Source organism: Rhizobium sp. CCGE531, from assembly GCF_003627795.1.
GTDB lineage: Bacteria > Pseudomonadota > Alphaproteobacteria > Rhizobiales > Rhizobiaceae > Rhizobium.
The window spans coordinates 2,975,916-2,990,993 of the sequence record NZ_CP032684.1 but is presented as its reverse complement, the minus strand read 5'-3'; the positions used below and the strand labels follow the sequence as shown (position 1 = coordinate 2,990,993).

The 15,078-nt window shown below is 59.3% G+C and carries 16 protein-coding genes; 10 read left to right on the top strand and 6 right to left on the bottom strand.

The features are described from left to right. The first annotated feature begins 165 nt into the window (after window positions 1–165). Window positions 166–1,854 (top strand): AIPR family protein, encoded by a 1,689-nt coding sequence (locus CCGE531_RS14610; RefSeq protein WP_120664817.1) that lies wholly within the window; start codon window positions 166–168, stop codon window positions 1,852–1,854. A 271-nt stretch (window positions 1,855–2,125) separates the two neighbouring features. Further along, complete coding sequence (gene ung, locus CCGE531_RS14605) at window positions 2,126–2,824, top strand: uracil-DNA glycosylase (protein WP_120664816.1); 699 nt, start codon at window positions 2,126–2,128, stop codon at window positions 2,822–2,824. 100 nt (window positions 2,825–2,924) lie between these two features. On the opposite strand, the gene CCGE531_RS14600 is transcribed toward ung, so the two are convergent. After that, window positions 2,925–3,335 carry a type II toxin-antitoxin system VapC family toxin gene (locus CCGE531_RS14600; protein WP_120664815.1) on the bottom strand — a complete coding sequence of 137 codons (411 nt, stop codon included), beginning with the start codon at window positions 3,333–3,335 and terminating at the stop codon, window positions 2,925–2,927. Next, on the bottom strand, window positions 3,335–3,589 hold the full coding sequence (locus tag CCGE531_RS14595) for a type II toxin-antitoxin system Phd/YefM family antitoxin (RefSeq protein ID WP_120664814.1): 255 nt from the start codon (window positions 3,587–3,589) through the stop codon (window positions 3,335–3,337). The genes CCGE531_RS14600 and CCGE531_RS14595 overlap by 1 nt, the downstream gene beginning before the upstream one ends. A 222-nt stretch (window positions 3,590–3,811) precedes the next feature. Between CCGE531_RS14595 and CCGE531_RS14590 the strand changes: the two genes are divergently transcribed. Both CCGE531_RS14590 and CCGE531_RS14585 read left to right on the top strand, forming a co-directional pair. Next, on the top strand, window positions 3,812–4,744 hold the full coding sequence (locus tag CCGE531_RS14590; RefSeq protein ID WP_120664813.1) for a VOC family protein: 933 nt from the start codon (window positions 3,812–3,814) through the stop codon (window positions 4,742–4,744). A 15-nt stretch (window positions 4,745–4,759) separates the two neighbouring features. Beyond that, complete coding sequence (locus CCGE531_RS14585) at window positions 4,760–5,371, top strand: alpha/beta hydrolase (protein ID WP_120664812.1); 612 nt, start codon at window positions 4,760–4,762, stop codon at window positions 5,369–5,371. Between the two features lie 40 nt (window positions 5,372–5,411). On the opposite strand, the gene CCGE531_RS14580 is transcribed toward CCGE531_RS14585, so the two are convergent. Further along, a complete protein-coding gene (locus tag CCGE531_RS14580) occupies window positions 5,412–5,837 on the bottom strand; it encodes a hypothetical protein (RefSeq protein ID WP_120666850.1) in 426 nt (141 codons plus the stop codon). 349 nt (window positions 5,838–6,186) lie between these two features. Here CCGE531_RS14580 and CCGE531_RS14575 point away from each other — a divergent pair, with 349 nt between their 5' ends. The 4 genes from CCGE531_RS14575 to rutF all read left to right on the top strand — a co-directional run bounded on the left by CCGE531_RS14575 (window position 6,187) and on the right by rutF (window position 9,052). Further along, window positions 6,187–7,083, top strand: coding sequence for a DMT family transporter (locus tag CCGE531_RS14575; protein ID WP_120666849.1), 897 nt, complete (start codon window positions 6,187–6,189; stop codon window positions 7,081–7,083). Window positions 7,084–7,144: 61 nt separating this feature from the next. Then, complete coding sequence (locus CCGE531_RS14570; RefSeq protein ID WP_120664811.1) at window positions 7,145–7,534, top strand: RidA family protein; 390 nt, start codon at window positions 7,145–7,147, stop codon at window positions 7,532–7,534. A gap of 69 nt (window positions 7,535–7,603) precedes the next feature. Continuing rightward, complete coding sequence (locus CCGE531_RS14565) at window positions 7,604–8,332, top strand: class I SAM-dependent methyltransferase (protein WP_120666847.1); 729 nt, start codon at window positions 7,604–7,606, stop codon at window positions 8,330–8,332. A 180-nt stretch (window positions 8,333–8,512) separates the two neighbouring features. Further along, the gene (gene rutF, locus CCGE531_RS14560) at window positions 8,513–9,052 is read left to right on the top strand and encodes an NADH-dependent FMN reductase RutF (protein ID WP_120664810.1); all 540 of its coding nucleotides are present in this window, start codon (window positions 8,513–8,515) and stop codon (window positions 9,050–9,052) included. Window positions 9,053–9,071: 19 nt separating this feature from the next. Here the strand turns inward: rutF and CCGE531_RS14555 are convergent, their stop codons facing one another. The 3 genes from CCGE531_RS14555 to CCGE531_RS14545 all read right to left on the bottom strand — a co-directional run bounded on the left by CCGE531_RS14555 (window position 9,072) and on the right by CCGE531_RS14545 (window position 12,249). Next, on the bottom strand, window positions 9,072–9,845 hold the full coding sequence (locus CCGE531_RS14555) for an alpha/beta hydrolase (RefSeq protein WP_162943955.1): 774 nt from the start codon (window positions 9,843–9,845) through the stop codon (window positions 9,072–9,074). A gap of 5 nt (window positions 9,846–9,850) precedes the next feature. After that, on the bottom strand, window positions 9,851–10,855 hold the full coding sequence (locus CCGE531_RS14550; RefSeq protein WP_120664808.1) for an NAD-dependent epimerase: 1,005 nt from the start codon (window positions 10,853–10,855) through the stop codon (window positions 9,851–9,853). A gap of 71 nt (window positions 10,856–10,926) precedes the next feature. Beyond that, window positions 10,927–12,249 (bottom strand): UDP-glucose/GDP-mannose dehydrogenase family protein, encoded by a 1,323-nt coding sequence (locus CCGE531_RS14545; protein WP_120664807.1) that lies wholly within the window; start codon window positions 12,247–12,249, stop codon window positions 10,927–10,929. 327 nt (window positions 12,250–12,576) lie between these two features. Here CCGE531_RS14545 and CCGE531_RS14540 point away from each other — a divergent pair, with 327 nt between their 5' ends. Together CCGE531_RS14540 and CCGE531_RS14535 are read left to right on the top strand one after the other, a co-directional pair. Next, window positions 12,577–13,434, top strand: a complete 858-nt coding sequence (locus CCGE531_RS14540) for a GNAT family N-acetyltransferase (RefSeq protein ID WP_120664806.1) — start codon at window positions 12,577–12,579, stop codon at window positions 13,432–13,434. A gap of 348 nt (window positions 13,435–13,782) precedes the next feature. Then, window positions 13,783–15,078, top strand: coding sequence for an adenylosuccinate synthase (locus tag CCGE531_RS14535; protein WP_120664805.1), 1,296 nt, complete (start codon window positions 13,783–13,785; stop codon window positions 15,076–15,078).

Genomic DNA, 15,078 nt, shown 5'->3' with positions numbered 1-15,078 from the left:
GATGCTTGGCTGCCAAATTGCGGTTACAGCGGAACAAGCTCTCAATAATTGCATCCTGAGGGAGTATGTTGTGGATGTGCGTGTTTCCTCCGTTGCAAATGCATCTCTGGCTTGTGGCTCTCTGGGACTTCGGTTACCTAAGTTCCAGAGAGCCGGTAGGGAATCATGGAACAGAACAAAGATCTGAAAGACATTCTCGCGTCGATCGATGAGTTGGCGGAACGCGGCGGAGTCACCCGTAATCGCGCTTTCGCTGCATGGTTCGCTATCAACTTTTTCTACCAAGACGAAGACGAGGCGCTTGAATCCGCGGCCAGCGATGGCGGCAATGATCAAGGCATTGATATCGCGTTCGCCGATGAAAACAATCAGGAGATTGTTGTCATCCAGGCTCACTGTCCGGAGCGCTTTGATAAGAAGGCTCCCAAGAATAAGTGGGACGCGATCACTGCTGCACTTCCGTTCGTCAATGATCCCGGCAAGTTGCTTAAGACACGGCCCGACTTAGCGGAAACCCTCACGAATCTGCGTGAGACATACCCAGATTATCAAGTCGCGGCTGGCTTCATTACCTTGGCATTGCGGTCTCCCGAGATCGAGGATTCAGTGAACGCCCACCAAGAAGACCCCAAAAACAAGGACGTTTCTTTCTTTTTCGCTCCACAAGAGGAGATTATCGCCCGCTATAAAACGCTCGTTTCGACGGAGCGTGGTATACCCGAAGGTACATTGAACTTCAGTGGCGGGCATATCGAAGACCACGGTGCATATGGCCGTGCCTGGTTCGGCTCAGTAAGCGCGGGCGAGCTTCAAAGACTATACACGGAACACAGAGATGATCTATTTGCGGGCAACATCCGTTTGTTTCTCGGCGCTCGCAAGGGCGGCATCAACGAGCAAATCATTAAGACCGCCAAAGAGACACCGGGTTCGTTCTGGGCGCTCAACAACGGCATAACTATAGTCGCAGATACGGCCGAGCCCTTGGCGACGACGGACGTGTCGACATCACTCAAGCTGACGCGATTCAGCATCGTAAACGGCTGCCAAACGACTTCGAGCTTGGTGCAGGCAAAAGCCTCAAAAGAGGCGAAGGTATTGACTCGAGTAATCGCGGCGAAAGCCTCGATTCGAACTGATATTGTACGTTACAATAACTCGCAGAACGCGGTTCGGATATGGTCGGTCCGCGCGGCTGACGATCTACAGCAAACTCTCCGTGCGGAGTTTAAGGCCGTTGGCATCGATTATGCGCCGAAGCAGGTGGGGTCGCGCCGCAGGAAGGATCTCAAGACGATCGAACTCGATAAGGTTACGCAGTTCCTGGCATCTACTCAGAATGAATTCCTTATTCAGGCCATCGCAAACAAAGGAGAACTCTTCGATCAGCCCTATCAGAAGCTGTTCTATAAAGGTATTCCGGCTTCGGAAGTTTACCTAAGCTGGTTAGTCGGTAAGATCGCCGATGAAGAACGTCAACTGACATTGAAAGAACTAGGCGAAGACGAGAACTCGGGTCTACTGGGTGTCACGAGCGCGTATTGGAACATTTTCTCCGTGTACAAGCTCTTCGAGAAGGCGCCTGCTTGGAAATCGCCGCATGTCACACTTCAGAAGATGCAAGCTTCAGAGTTCAATAATGCGGTCCGTAAGTATGTCAAAAAGGCCGTAGAATTGTATTATGATGCCGCGCTCGATACTTACGATAGAGATGAGTACGGATCGTTCAAAAGCGCGTTGCGGTCGTCGAAGTTCCTCCAAAAGATGGAAGGCAAGATCAAAATTCGCGTAACTAGGGTCGCGCCGAAATCTCTTCCGGATTTAGTGAATGTGTGCAAATCGATCAAGCTGTAGGTGTTCGATCCTTGATGCATTCGCGGATACGAATGGTTGGCTGTTGAGCGCTTCCTGCAAAGCTAACGGTTAGTCTTTGCGAAAATACGGTTGTAAAATGGCAGCCTTGGATCGAAAGTTGCTGTTCGTGGTATTTGTCGCATGACATCGCAATCCGGTCCCCATCCCGTCAAAAACTGTGATCTCCCCATCGTCGCCCCAGCCATTTTCTTGACATGCCGGCGCTTTCATCCTCAATCGACAGGCTGACAACAGACGGAGGCCCGAGACGATGGCGGAAGCGAGCATCAAGCTGGAGGAGAGCTGGAAAGAGGCGTTGTCTCCGGAGTTCGAAAGCCCCTACATGCAGCAGCTCAAGGCCTTTCTCGTCGAGGAAAAGCAACGCGGCAAGGTGATTTTCCCGCGCGGCGGCGAATATTTCCGGGCGCTGGACCTGACGCCGCTCGACGAGGTGCAGGTCGTCATTCTCGGGCAGGACCCCTATCATGGTTTCGGGCAGGCGCATGGGCTCTGCTTCAGCGTGCGTCCCGGCGTGCGCATCCCGCCGTCGCTGGTCAATATCTACAAGGAACTGGAAACCGATCTCGGCATTCCGCCGGCGCGGCACGGCTTTCTGGAAAGCTGGGCGGAGCAAGGCGTCTTGCTGCTCAACAGCGTGCTGACGGTCGAGGAATCTCAAGCCGCATCGCATCAGGGCAAGGGCTGGGAGCGCTTCACCGACGCCGTCATCCGCAGGGTCAACGACGAGTGCGATGGCGTCGTCTTCATGCTCTGGGGCTCCTATGCGCAGAAGAAGGCCGCCTTCGTCGATACCGAGCGCCATCTGGTGCTGAAGGCGGCGCATCCGTCGCCGCTGTCGGCCCATAACGGCTTCCTCGGCTGCGGGCATTTTTCCAAGGCCAATGCCTATCTGACCGAACACGGCAGGGATCCGATCGACTGGGCGCTCCCGAGCAATCCGGATGCTTAAAGCGCGAGGCGATCTTTCAGATTCGCTTGTTGCGCTTTAAACTCTTGATCTGGCGCATGTCGTTATCGCAAAACCGCTTCACACTTTTGCGCGACATGCCTTAGTAAGGCGCCTGGTCCCAGGGGTTGATGATTGAAGCGCCGGTGTCGTCGAAATCGCCGACGTTGCGAGTGACGACGATGAGGTCATGAACGATCGCCGTTGCCGCGATTAATCCATCGGCATCACCGCGCGGACGCTGTGCGGCGATACGTCCCCATTCGACCGCAATCTGATCGGTAATGGCAAGGATGCGATTGCCATGATCGTGCCGGATCTTGCGCAGCCATTCTTCCAGATGCGCTGCGGCGCGTGGGTCCGATTTTCGCTTCAGCGCAATCCCGCGCATGATTTCTCCAAGTGTGATGACACTCAGATAAACGGTGGAGGGATCGATTGAGCGCAGCCAGGCAACCGCCTGGGAATTACCGCGCCGAACTTCCGAGATGACGTTGGTATCGACCAGATACATCAGAAAAGGACATCCCGGCTTGGCGTTTTGCTGCGCTTCGATACGGCATCAGCCATTTCGTCATCCCATGCCGGTCCGGATAGCAAGTCATCGGCAAGGCTCGGTTTGCCGGCCAGGAGAGCATCATAGTCTTCGGCAGACAGGACGACAGCCGCACGTTCGCCGCGCAAGGTGACGATTTGCGGTCCCTCACTGCGCGCTTTCTGCACGACTTTTGAAAACTGGTTCTTCGCATCCTGCAATGGCCAATTCATCGAAACTCTCGCTGGCTAGACTGTCTAGCTTAATCTAGCGCCGCTCCTGTTAGGAATCAACCAGATGAGAGCGATATGGCTTCCAGGTGAACGATCCGAATTTATCGTTCACTCATTGAAGACAATCCGTTTGGCACTTGAGGGCTATCGAAACACCGCCCACAAGACCATCTTCTGCCCATGAGAAACGCCTGCCGGTGCAGGCGAAAAAAGGGGTTAGAGATGCTTAACCAGATCAAAGGTCTTCACCACGTTACCTCGATGGCGGAAGACGCGCGGACCAACAACAAGTTCTTCACCGACACGCTCGGCCTGCGCCGCGTCAAGAAGACGGTGAATTTCGACGCTCCCGATGTCTATCACCTTTACTATGGTGACGAGATCGGCACCCCCGGCACGATCATGACCTACTTCCCGTTTCCGAAAATGGCGCGCGGCCGTCCGGGCACCGGCGAAGTCGGCAATACGGTCTACTCCGTTCCGGAAGGCGCTCTCGGCTACTGGACCGAGCGGCTCGGCCAGCATGGCGTCGAGGGCCTGAAGGCCGATGAATCCTTCGGCCAGAAGCGCCTGCATTTCTCAGGCCCCGATGGCGATGGCTTCGCTCTCGTCGAGGTCAAGGACGATAGCCGTCTGCCCTGGACGCACAACGGCGTCGATGCCGAGCATGCCATCAGGGGCTTCCATTCCGTCGGCATGCGGCTCAGGGACGAGGGCGCCACGGCCGAGCTCTTGAAGTATATGGGCTACGAGGTGGTCGATACGCATGAGGGCGTCAAGCGGCTCGCCATGCCCGGCGGCAACGGTGCCGATTATGTCGATCTCGAAACCATGCCGAACATCAACCGCGCGCTTCCAGGCGCCGGCTCCGTCCACCATGTCGCCTTTGCAGTCGAGAACCGCGCAAAGCAGCTCGAGGTGCGCAAGGCGCTGATGGATACGGGCTATCAGGTGACCCCGGTCATCGACCGCGATTACTTCTGGGCGATCTATTTCCGCACGCCGGGCGGCGTGCTGTTCGAAGTCGCCACCAACGAACCCGGCTTCAACCGCGACGAGGATACGGCCCATCTCGGCGAAGCGCTGAAACTGCCCGAGCAGCACGCGCATCTGCGCGGCCTGATCGAGCAGCATCTTGAACCGCTGGAAGGCTGATTCAGGAGAGATATCATGACGAATACGAATTACCTGCACCGGCTGAAGGCCGGTGCAGCCGGAAAGCCTATTTTCTTCACCTTCCATGGCACCGGCGGCGATGAGAACCAGTTCTTCGATTTCGCTGCCCGGCTGCTGCCGGACGCCACCATCGTATCGCCGCGCGGCGATGTCTCGGAATATGGTGCTGCGCGTTTCTTCCGCCGGACGGGCGAGGGCGTCTATGACATGGCGGACCTTGCCCGGGCGACGGAAAAGATGGCGGCCTATGTCTCGGAACTGGCGGCGGAATACGGCGCATCGCAGGTCCTCGGCCTCGGTTTTTCCAACGGTGCGAACATCCTCGCCAACGTTTTGATCGAGCATGGGGATCTTTTCGATGCGGCCGTGCTGATGCATCCGCTCATCCCCTTCCAGCCAAAGGACAATTCAAGGCTGGCGGGGAGGCGCGTGCTGATCACGGCGGGCGAGCGGGATCCGATCTCGCACGCGCCGGTGACCCAGGCGCTCGCCGACTATTTTGCACGGCAGGATGCTGAGGTTACGCTCGAATGGCATGCGGGCGGCCACGATATTCGCCCCAACGAGATTGAGGCGATCAGTAAATTCCTTGTGCCTTACGCATAAGGCCGAGCCACGCTGCAGAAAACCCCTGCCGCGTGGCCTGCTATTTGCCGATCAGGCGCAGCATCGCCTTCGCTTGCGAGGCGGCAGCGAGCTTTCCCTTCTCGTCGATATAGTCCGTTCCGCAGAAGCGGCTGAGGTTTGCGGCATCCATGTTGTCCGTTGAGGCGTTCTTTGCCTCGGCAATCACCATGCGCCAGGCACAGCCGAGCATCTTGTCGGGTTGGATCGCCTCGTCACAGCCGGTGCTGAGGCACAGCGCGACGTGTTTCTGCGCGCGATAGCCGCCGGCAATGGCTTCCTCGTAATCCGCCTTCCAGCTGTCGCGGGTATGCTCGCAACGGGCCGGATTGCTGCTCTGGCTGCATTGCACCGTCTTGTCGACATAGGTTTGCGCCGGCGGCCACAGGGGGCCGTCGACGAGGCTGACGCAGCCGCATGCAAACAAAGTGGCTGACAGCAGGCGCAATTGATTCTCCTTCGACGAGGTCGCCAGAACCGTAGAGCATGTCGCGCAAAAGTGTGCAGCGGTTTTGCGATAACGACATGCGAAAATCAAAAGTTTAAGGCTCAGGAAGCGAATCTGAAAGATCGCGACGCGCTTTAAAGCGATCGTAAAGATGTGCAAGATCAATATGATCTTGCCAACAGCCACGGTTGGGCGATCTTTTTCGATCGCGGGGGCGGAGGGTGTGGCGTGGCCTTCCTGCAACCCTTGTCATCTTCCGGCAGCTGCGACGCGCAACGACGCAAGCTTTGCTTGTGGGCGTTATGGCTGCCCGCTAATGATCTCCCACGATAGGGCAGGGGATTTGATCGTGACGCCGGCGGAACAGCAGCAATACAGGTTGGGCGTGGCTTATGTCGCGCTCTCGGCGCTCGCCTGGTCGACATCAGGCCTTTTCGTGCGCGCAATCCATGCCGACCTCATGACGATCCTGTTCTGCCGCGGGATAGTCTCTGGTTTCGGGGTGTTCGCGCTGTTCTTCTACATCGAACGCCGCAACGCCTTTCGTGTCCTGCGCTCCATGCGCGGCCCGTCGCTGGCGGCGACGATCTTTTCCACCGCATCCATGATCAGCGGCATCGGCTCGATCTATTATACGTCGGTCGCCGATGCGATGGTCATCTATGCGACCGTGCCCTTCGTCACCGCGGGCGTCGCTTTCCTCTTCATCCGCGAGCGCCCGAACCTGAGGACGCTGATTGCCAGCGGCATTGCCTTCATCGGCGTGCTCGTCATGCTTTCCGGCCATGCAAGCGATGGCGGCAGCTGGCTCGGCAAGGGGCTCGCGGCCATCATGACGCTGACCGTCGCCTGCCTTGCCGTCGTCATGCGCCAGCATCGCAACGTGCCGATGCTGCCGGCCATGGCGCTGTCCGCCTGGCTCTGCTCTTTCATCACCTTCTGGTTTGCCTCGCCGCTTTCCCTGTCCGGACAGGATCTCGGTTTGATCATCGCCTTCGGCATTATCCAGAATGCGATGGGCCTCAGTCTCTACACATTCGGCTCGCGGCTGGTTCCGGCCTCCGACGCCGCCTTGCTGACGGCGCTCGAAGTGCCCCTGACGCCGCTGTGGGTCTGGATGGTCTTTGCCGAGCGTCCGTCGACGGCGACGTTGATCGGCGGGCCGATCGTGCTTGCGGCACTTTTCGGACATATCCTGTTGGAAGTGCGCCGAAATCGAGTGGTTACTTCAGTACAAGCGCATTGAACGGGTTGTCGACTGAGCCTCAAAATGTTGAAATCGTCCCGATCACGAGGAGTCGGTTTCGATGAAAAAGGTATTCAATCCCCCATCCGTCCGCCGCCCTTTCGGCAATTACAATCACGGCCTGCTGGTGCCGCCGGGCGCCGGCCTGTTGGTCACATCCGGCCAGCTCGGCATCGGCCTCGATGACCGCATTCCGGCTGACGTTACGGCCCAGGCCGAGATGTGCTTCAAGGCGATCAATGCCATCCTGGATGAGGCCGGCATGAGCTTTGCCGATGTCATCCGTATCGCCAGCTTCGTCACTACGCGAGAGGATTTTCCCGCCTATATGGCCGTGCGTGACCGCTATATCCTGGATCCCAAGCCGGTCTCGACCTTGCTGATCGTCGGCGGGTTTACGCGCGCCGAGTTTCTGGTGGAGGTCGAGGTCACGGCGGCGAAGGTGATGTGACCTGAGCAATGAATCGGGCTTCTAAATCAGTGCTGCCGGATCGACATCGTCGATCTGCAAGAGATGAACATGACCCAGAATATCTATGACGATCCTGGCTTCTTCGAAGGCTATAACCGCCTGCAGCGCTCGGTCGACGGGCTGGCGGGCGCGGCCGAATGGCCTGCGATCCGTGCCTTGATGCCTGACATGAAGGGCCTCGACGTCGTCGATCTCGGTTGCGGCTTCGGCTGGTTCTGCCGCTGGGCCGTGGAGCAGGGCGCTGCCGGTGTTTTGGGACTGGATGTCTCGGAGAAGATGCTGGAGCGGGCTCGTGCCGAGACGGCTGATGCACGCGTTCACTATGATCGGGCCGATCTCGAAAAGCTTCAGCTTCCTACGGCCTGTTTCGATCTCGTCTATAGTTCGCTGGCCTTCCACTATATCGAAGGCTTTGCAGGGCTCCTGGTGACCATTCGTCAGGCGCTGAGGCCCGGCGGCCGGCTGATCTTTTCGATCGAACATCCGATCTACATGGCGCCACGGCAGCCGGAATGGCAGGTCGATGCCGGCGGTCGCAAGATCTGGCCGCTCAGCGCCTATCAGACCGAAGGGCCGCGGGTGACGAACTGGCTCGCCGAAGGCGTCGTCAAGCAGCACCGGACGATGGGCACGACGTTGAACCTGCTGATCAAGTCGGGCTTTTCCATTGCGCATGTCGAGGAATGGTCGCCGAGCGATGACGATCTCGCCGCCCATCCCGATTGGGCAATCGAGCGGGAGCGTCCGATGTTTCTCCTGATTTCGACTCGGATTTGAGGTCGGAGTCGGCATGCTCCCGAAGCTTTACTCCGGAGCGAATGATTTTTCCCATTATTGATAGATTTTATAGGGAATTTATTGCTCACTGCGGGCCGCTTCCGTAAAATGTCGTTTCTTGAGGCGCATCGATCCTCCAGATAGTGTGGGCTGTCCGGCGCGAGTTAGGGGACTGTGGGAATGAACATGAAAACCTCCGTGGCAATCGAGAGGGCGGTGCCCGTCGCCGATCCCGATGCGGTGCGAACCGAATTTCGCAACGCCATGGCGCGCATGGCGGCAGCCGTGAACATCGTCACGACCAATGGCCCCGCCGGGCTTGCCGGCTTTGCGGCGACCGCGGTCTGCAGCGTCACCGACAGCCCTCCAACCTTGCTCGTCTGCCTCAATCGCGGCGCTTCCGTTCATCCCGCCGTGACGCAAAACGGCGTGCTCTGCGTCAATGTCTTGTCGGAAGCGCATGGAGATCTGTCGCGTCTCTTCGGGGGCAAGACCCCGGTTGCCGAGCGTTTCGCGGCTGCCTCCTGGTCGGCATTGTCCACCGGTGCGCCGGTGCTGGAAGATGCTCTCGTGTCGTTCGATTGCCGGATTGTGCGTCGAGCCGATGGCGGCACGCATGACATCCTGTTCTGCGAGGTCGATGCCATTCGCCAGCGCGACGGCGGGCAGGGGCTCGTCTATTTCGACCGGGCCTATCATTCCGCAGGTCAGGCCGAGTAAGCCGGCTTTTCCCGTCATTTTACGCCAGAAAGTCTTCGATCGCTTTCATGACCAGGCCAGGGCGCTCGCGATGCGGCGAATGTCCGGTGTCCGGCAAGATATAGACCGTTCCACGCCCGGCAGCGATCCGGTGCGGATGGGCCTCGGAGCCATATTCGTCACGCTCTCCATGGATGGCGAGCACCGGGCAATGAAGCTTTTCAAGTGCCGGATCGAGGGTCCACCCGGCGCGCTCGGGAGCAAGCCAGGTGTCGATCCATGCGTGCAGCACCCAATCAGTCTTGCTGCCGTGATATCTCTCAAGCCGGGCGAAGGTCTCCGCCGATCTAAATTCCTGCTGTGCGACCCTGATACCTTGCAGGGTTCTCTCCTCCACGAAAGCCTGGACGGCAATGGTGATCACGGCCTGGCAGCGTTCGCCAAAGCGCGCTCCCGTCTCCACGGCCATGCCGCCGCCCACACTGTGTCCGCAGGCGATGAATTCCCGAATGGAGAATTGTTCGCACAGCAGCGGCACGGCCTGCTCGGCCTCCAGGGCCACGAAGTCCTGCTGCAGAAGGTCCGTGCGGGCATCGGACCGACCGTAGCCCAGCCGATCATAAGCGATCACCTGACGGCCGAGGGAATGGGCGAGCTGTTTCGGGAAATCCCTCCAAAGCGCGATGCATCCGAGGGAGTCGTGAAACAGGATTATCGGTTGCAGTGAGGTTTCGGCATCCGGTGTCCACGATTTGGCGTAGAGGCGCCCGGCGTCGCTCTCGATCCAATGTTCCGTTTCGACGATGCCTGCCATTTCGCTCAATAGTTTTCCTGATACCACTCAACGAAGCGGCGCACGCCCTCGTCGACTTCGATCTGCGGCTTGAAGCCTGTCAGCGCCACCAGCAGGTCCGGCACGGCATAGGTGTTGTGAACGTCGCCGGGCTGCATGGGCAGCATCTTGCGGATCGCTTGCTTGCCGAGCATCGTTTCGATCGTCTCGACAAAACTCATCAACCCCACCGGCTGGCCGCCGCCGATATTGACGACGCGGAAAGGGGCGTTCTTCGACAAGGTGTCGATGACCGTCTCCGATACGACCCGGTTTTCTTCCGAAGGCACGACGCCGATCAGGCGCACGATGCCTTCGACGAGATCGTCGATGTAGGTGAAATCGCGGCTCATCTTGCCTTCGCCGTAGATTTCGATCGGCCTGTCATTGCGGATGGCGTCGACGAATTTGAACAGCGCCATGTCAGGGCGACCCCAGGGGCCATAGACCGTGAAGAAGCGGAAAGCGGTGGTAGGTACGTGGAAGAGATGGGCGTAGCTATGCGCCATCAGCTCCATGCTCTTCTTGGTCGCGGCGTAGATCGTCATCTGCTCGTCGGCCTTGTCGCTTTCGGCAAAGGGGATCTTTTCGTTGGCACCGTAGACGGAGGAGGTGGAGGCGAGCAGCAGGTGCTTCGGCTGCAGGTCTCTTGCCAGCTCCAGGATGTTGAATGAGCCAACGAGGTTGGAATCAACGTAGGAGCGTGGATTTTCGAGGCTGTAACGCACGCCGGCCTGTGCGGCGAGGTGGACGATCACGTCAGGCTCGGCGAGTTCTGCCGCGCGATCCAGCGCTGCCTTGTCCTCAAGCATGCCCGTCACGGCCTTGAAGCCGTTGGAGCGGGCGAGGATGGCGGTCCGCTTCTCCTTGAGCCTGACGTCGTAATAGGGCGTCATGCCGTCGAAGCCGACCACGAAATGACCCTCGTCGAGCAGGCGCTTGGCGAGGTGGAATCCGATGAAGCCGGCGGTGCCGGTGATGAGATAGCGCATTGATCGGCCTTTGCTTAAAGCATTTCCAGGAAAAGTGCGTAGCGGTTTTCCGTTCGGAATGCGTAAACGCTCTAAAGTGTGGCGTCGCTCGAGGGTCTGCCGACGCTTGTATAGGCAAAGCCGTGCTTTGTGACCTCGTCATGGCGATAGATGTTTCTAAGGTCGACGAGGACCGGCGCCTTCATGACGGATTTCAGCCGGGCGAAATCCAGCGCGCGGAATTGGTTCCACTCGGTGACGATGACGAGCGCGTCGGCGTCGCGCGCGGCGCTGTAGGCATCGTCCGCATAGGCGATGTTGTCGATCACCAGGCGGGCATTGTCCATGCCTTCCGGATCGTAGCCCGTCACCGTGGCGCCGGCATCCTGCAGCGTCTGGATGATCGAGATCGAAGGGCTATCGCGCATGTCGTCGGTATTCGGCTTGAAGGTCAGGCCGAGGACTGCGATCGCCTTGCCCCTGATATCGCCGCCCATGGCCGCGATCACCTTGCGGCCCATGGCGCGCTTGCGGTTATCGTTGATCGAAACGGTCGTTTCGATCAGGCGCACGGGGCTGTCGTAATCCTGCGCCGTCTTGGCGAGCGCCAGCGTATCCTTTGGGAAGCAGGAGCCGCCATAACCTGGACCGGCATGCAGGAATTTCGAACCGATGCGGCCGTCAAACCCGATGCCGCGCGAGACTTCCTGGACGTTGGCGCCCACCTTCTCGCAGAGATCGGCCATCTCGTTGATGAAGGTGATCTTCATGGCGAGGAAGGCATTGGCGGCGTATTTGATCAGTTCCGACGTGCGGCGGGAGGTAAAGAGCAGCGGCGCCTGGTTGAGATAGAGCGGCCGGTAGACCTCGGTCATCACACCGCGGGCGCGCTCGTCATTGAGGCCGATGACGATGCGGTCCGGCCGCTTGAAATCCTCGATAGCCGCACCCTCGCGCAGGAATTCCGGATTGGAGACGATGGCGACGTCGGCTTGCGGATTGGTTTCGCGCACGATGCGTTCGACCTCGTCGCCGGTACCAACAGGCACGGTCGATTTGGTGACGATGACCGTGAAGCCTTTGACATGCTCGGCAATCTCGCGGGCGGCTGCATGGACATAGGAAAGATCGGCATGGCCGTCGCCGCGCCGTGACGGCGTGCCCACCGCGATGAAGACGACGTCGCTGTCGGCGACGCTGGTTTCGACGTCCGTGGTGAAGGAGAGGCGACCGGCGCGGACATTGTCTGCAACGAGCTGCTCCAGGCCCGGTTCGAAGATCGGTATTTCACCGCGTCGCAGCGCCTCGATCTTGCTTGCGTCCTTGTCGACGCAGATGACGTCATGGCCGAAGTCGGCAAAGCAGACACCGGACACCAGCCCCACATAACCCGAGCCGATCATCGTGATGCGCATGAAACTTCAATCCTCTAGCTTGCGCCGGCTTCGGTGTCGAAACGCAGAGCCGGCATTGGCGATCGCCTGCGCTTATACACAGGTTCGCGGGGGACGCCTATATGCGATGCCTCTACCGTGACAATTACGACGGAAGTGTCACATAGGAACCCATAATTCATGCGGTTCTTCTGGGGCTATAGTCTGCGTTCCCAGCGAAACGAAGCCTTTATACTTTAAACTTATCGTTGGCTATTGCTTGTGATCGGCACCATGTTGCCGCATGATGAATTGGGCGCAATCGTTCCGTGGGGAGCGGCTGTGTAATGGGCGGTTCGGGACTATTGCATGAAGTCGACTTTTGCCGTGCGTACAATGCGGGCTGGCGAGCTGGAGCTTGCCCTGGAATGGGCTCGGCAAGAGGGATGGAACCCCGGTATTGATGATGCTCCAGCCTTCTGGGAAGCAGATCCATCCGGCTTTCTGGTCGGCGCGATCGGAGAGGTGCCGGTCGGCTGCATCTCCGTCGTTCGATATGGCGAGACTTTCGCGTTTCTTGGCCTTTACATTCTCCATCCGGAGCTTCGCGGCAGGGGATACGGCAAGCAGCTCTGGAACAAGGGCATGGCGCTTGCCGGCAATCGCACCGTCGGACTGGATGGGGTCGTTGCGCAACAGGAAAACTATCGCCGGCACGGTTTTGAGACCGCTTATCGGACCCTGCGCTATGGCGGCATCCCCAAGGTGCCCGATATAGGGGAGCAGCAGGCAAGGCAGGTGGTGCCCGTAACCGACGGCAAGCTCGACGGGTTGGTGCACTATGACGCCGAAATTTTCCCCGGGCTGCGCTATTCCTTCATTCGTGCCTGGTGCGGTGTTCCGGAGAGGCGCACGTCCTTTATCGTGGGCGGCGGTAGCAGGGTTCGCGGCTACGGCACGATCCGGCGCTGTTTCGAGGGCTACAAGATCGGTCCGCTGTTTGCCAACAAGCCGGACGTGGCGCTTGCCCTGCTGAGCAGGCTGCTTGCGAAGACCAAGGGCGCACCGGTCTATCTGGATGTGCCGGTGGACAATGCTCACGCCATCAAGCTTGCGGAAGATTGCGATCTGTCGCCGGTCTTCGAAACGGCTCGCATGTATCGCGGCAAGATGCCGGAAATACCGCTCGATCGCGTTTTTGGGGTGACCACGCTAGAGCTCGGATAGCCAGCTCGTTCGGCTGCGGACCCTTTCAATCGCAACCGGCGGATGCCGGCTTTGCTGCTTGATCTGGATGGAAAGCCCGTCGGTGCGATGGCCTCGTTCGAGCAGGACTATTTCCGCGCCGTCGCACATACGCCCGGCATGTGATGGTGGATCATGCTTGGCCGGGTAAGAGTGATCCTCAAGCTTATCCGGCCAGCCGATCGGAAAAATCCTGTTGGAGGCGCTGATTCGTCATGCAAAAAGCCGAATCTCCTGAGACAACAGGGTCGCTTTCCGAAAAACAAAGCTTTATAGATGCGCGGGTTTGAGCAAGGCGCGCCTCCGCGCGCAGGAAGCGGGAATGGATAAATGACGAACGTTGTAGTGATCGGCTCGCAGTGGGGCGACGAAGGCAAGGGCAAGATTGTCGATTGGCTTTCGGAACGCGCCGATGTGATTGTACGCTTTCAGGGCGGCCATAATGCTGGTCATACGCTCGTCGTCGATGGCGTCAGCTACAAGCTGGCGCTGCTGCCTTCCGGGCTCGTGCGCGGCAAGCTCAGCGTCATCGGCAATGGCGTCGTCGTCGATCCCCACCATTTCGTCGCCGAAGTGGAAAAACTGCGCGCCCAGGGCATCGCGGTAACCCCCGATGTATTGCGCATTGCCGAGAACGCGCCGCTGATCCTGTCGCTGCATCGCGATCTGGACGCGATGCGCGAGGATGCCGCCTCCAACAGCGGTACGAAGATCGGCACGACGCGCCGCGGCATCGGTCCCGCCTATGAAGACAAGGTCGGTCGCCGCGCCATCCGCGTCATCGATCTCGCCGAACCGGAAACGCTGCCGGCCAAGATCGACCGGCTTCTGACCCATCACAATGCGCTGCGCCGCGGCATGGGCGTCAACGAGATCTCCTTCGATGCCCTGCACGAAGAGCTCAGCTCCGTCGCGGAGCATATTCTTCCCTATATCGATCAGGTCTGGCGGTTGCTCGACGAGCAGCGCAAGGCCGGCGCCCGCATTCTTTTCGAAGGCGCGCAGGGCGCGCTGCTGGATAACGACCACGGCACATATCCGTTCGTGACCTCGTCCAACACGGTGGCCGGACAGGCAGCGGCCGGTTCGGGACTCGGTCCGACGGCCCTTGGCTATGTGCTCGGCATTACCAAGGCCTATACGACCCGCGTCGGCGAGGGACCGTTCCCCTGCGAACTGCATGACGAGATCGGCAAGCACCTGTCGACCGTCGGCCGCGAAGTGGGCGTCAATACCGGCCGTCCGCGCCGCTGCGGCTGGTTCGACGCCGTGCTGGTGCGCCAGACGGTGAAGACCTCGGGCATCACCGGTATTGCGCTTACCAAGCTCGACGTGCTCGACGGCCTCGACGAGCTGAAGATCTGCGTCGGCTACACGCTCGACGGCAAGGAAATCGACTACCTGCCGGCAAGCCAGGCGGCACAGGCCCGCGTCGAGCCGGTCTACATCACGCTCGAAGGCTGGAAGGAATCGACCGTCGGCGCGCGCAAATGGGCCGATCTGCCGGCGCAGGCGATCAAATATGTCCGCCAGGTGGAAGAGCTGATCGGCGCGCCGGTGGCGCTGCTTTCGACCAGTCCCGAGCGTGAGGACACCATACTTGTGACTGACCCCTTTGAAGGCTAA

Coding starts and splice junctions, on each gene's coding strand:
- CCGE531_RS14610 (WP_120664817.1), top strand. CDS start 166: ATGGAACAGAACAAAGATCTGAAAGACATTCTCGCGTCGATCGATGAG.
- ung (WP_120664816.1), top strand. CDS start 2,126: ATGGCGGAAGCGAGCATCAAGCTGGAGGAGAGCTGGAAAGAGGCGTTG.
- CCGE531_RS14600 (WP_120664815.1), bottom strand. CDS start 3,335: ATGTATCTGGTCGATACCAACGTCATCTCGGAAGTTCGGCGCGGTAAT.
- CCGE531_RS14595 (WP_120664814.1), bottom strand. CDS start 3,589: ATGAATTGGCCATTGCAGGATGCGAAGAACCAGTTTTCAAAAGTCGTG.
- CCGE531_RS14590 (WP_120664813.1), top strand. CDS start 3,812: ATGCTTAACCAGATCAAAGGTCTTCACCACGTTACCTCGATGGCGGAA.
- CCGE531_RS14585 (WP_120664812.1), top strand. CDS start 4,760: ATGACGAATACGAATTACCTGCACCGGCTGAAGGCCGGTGCAGCCGGA.
- CCGE531_RS14570 (WP_120664811.1), top strand. CDS start 7,145: ATGAAAAAGGTATTCAATCCCCCATCCGTCCGCCGCCCTTTCGGCAAT.
- CCGE531_RS14565 (WP_120666847.1), top strand. CDS start 7,604: ATGACCCAGAATATCTATGACGATCCTGGCTTCTTCGAAGGCTATAAC.
- rutF (WP_120664810.1), top strand. CDS start 8,513: ATGAACATGAAAACCTCCGTGGCAATCGAGAGGGCGGTGCCCGTCGCC.
- CCGE531_RS14555 (WP_162943955.1), bottom strand. CDS start 9,845: ATGGCAGGCATCGTCGAAACGGAACATTGGATCGAGAGCGACGCCGGG.
- CCGE531_RS14550 (WP_120664808.1), bottom strand. CDS start 10,855: ATGCGCTATCTCATCACCGGCACCGCCGGCTTCATCGGATTCCACCTC.
- CCGE531_RS14545 (WP_120664807.1), bottom strand. CDS start 12,249: ATGCGCATCACGATGATCGGCTCGGGTTATGTGGGGCTGGTGTCCGGT.
- CCGE531_RS14540 (WP_120664806.1), top strand. CDS start 12,577: ATGAAGTCGACTTTTGCCGTGCGTACAATGCGGGCTGGCGAGCTGGAG.
- CCGE531_RS14535 (WP_120664805.1), top strand. CDS start 13,783: ATGACGAACGTTGTAGTGATCGGCTCGCAGTGGGGCGACGAAGGCAAG.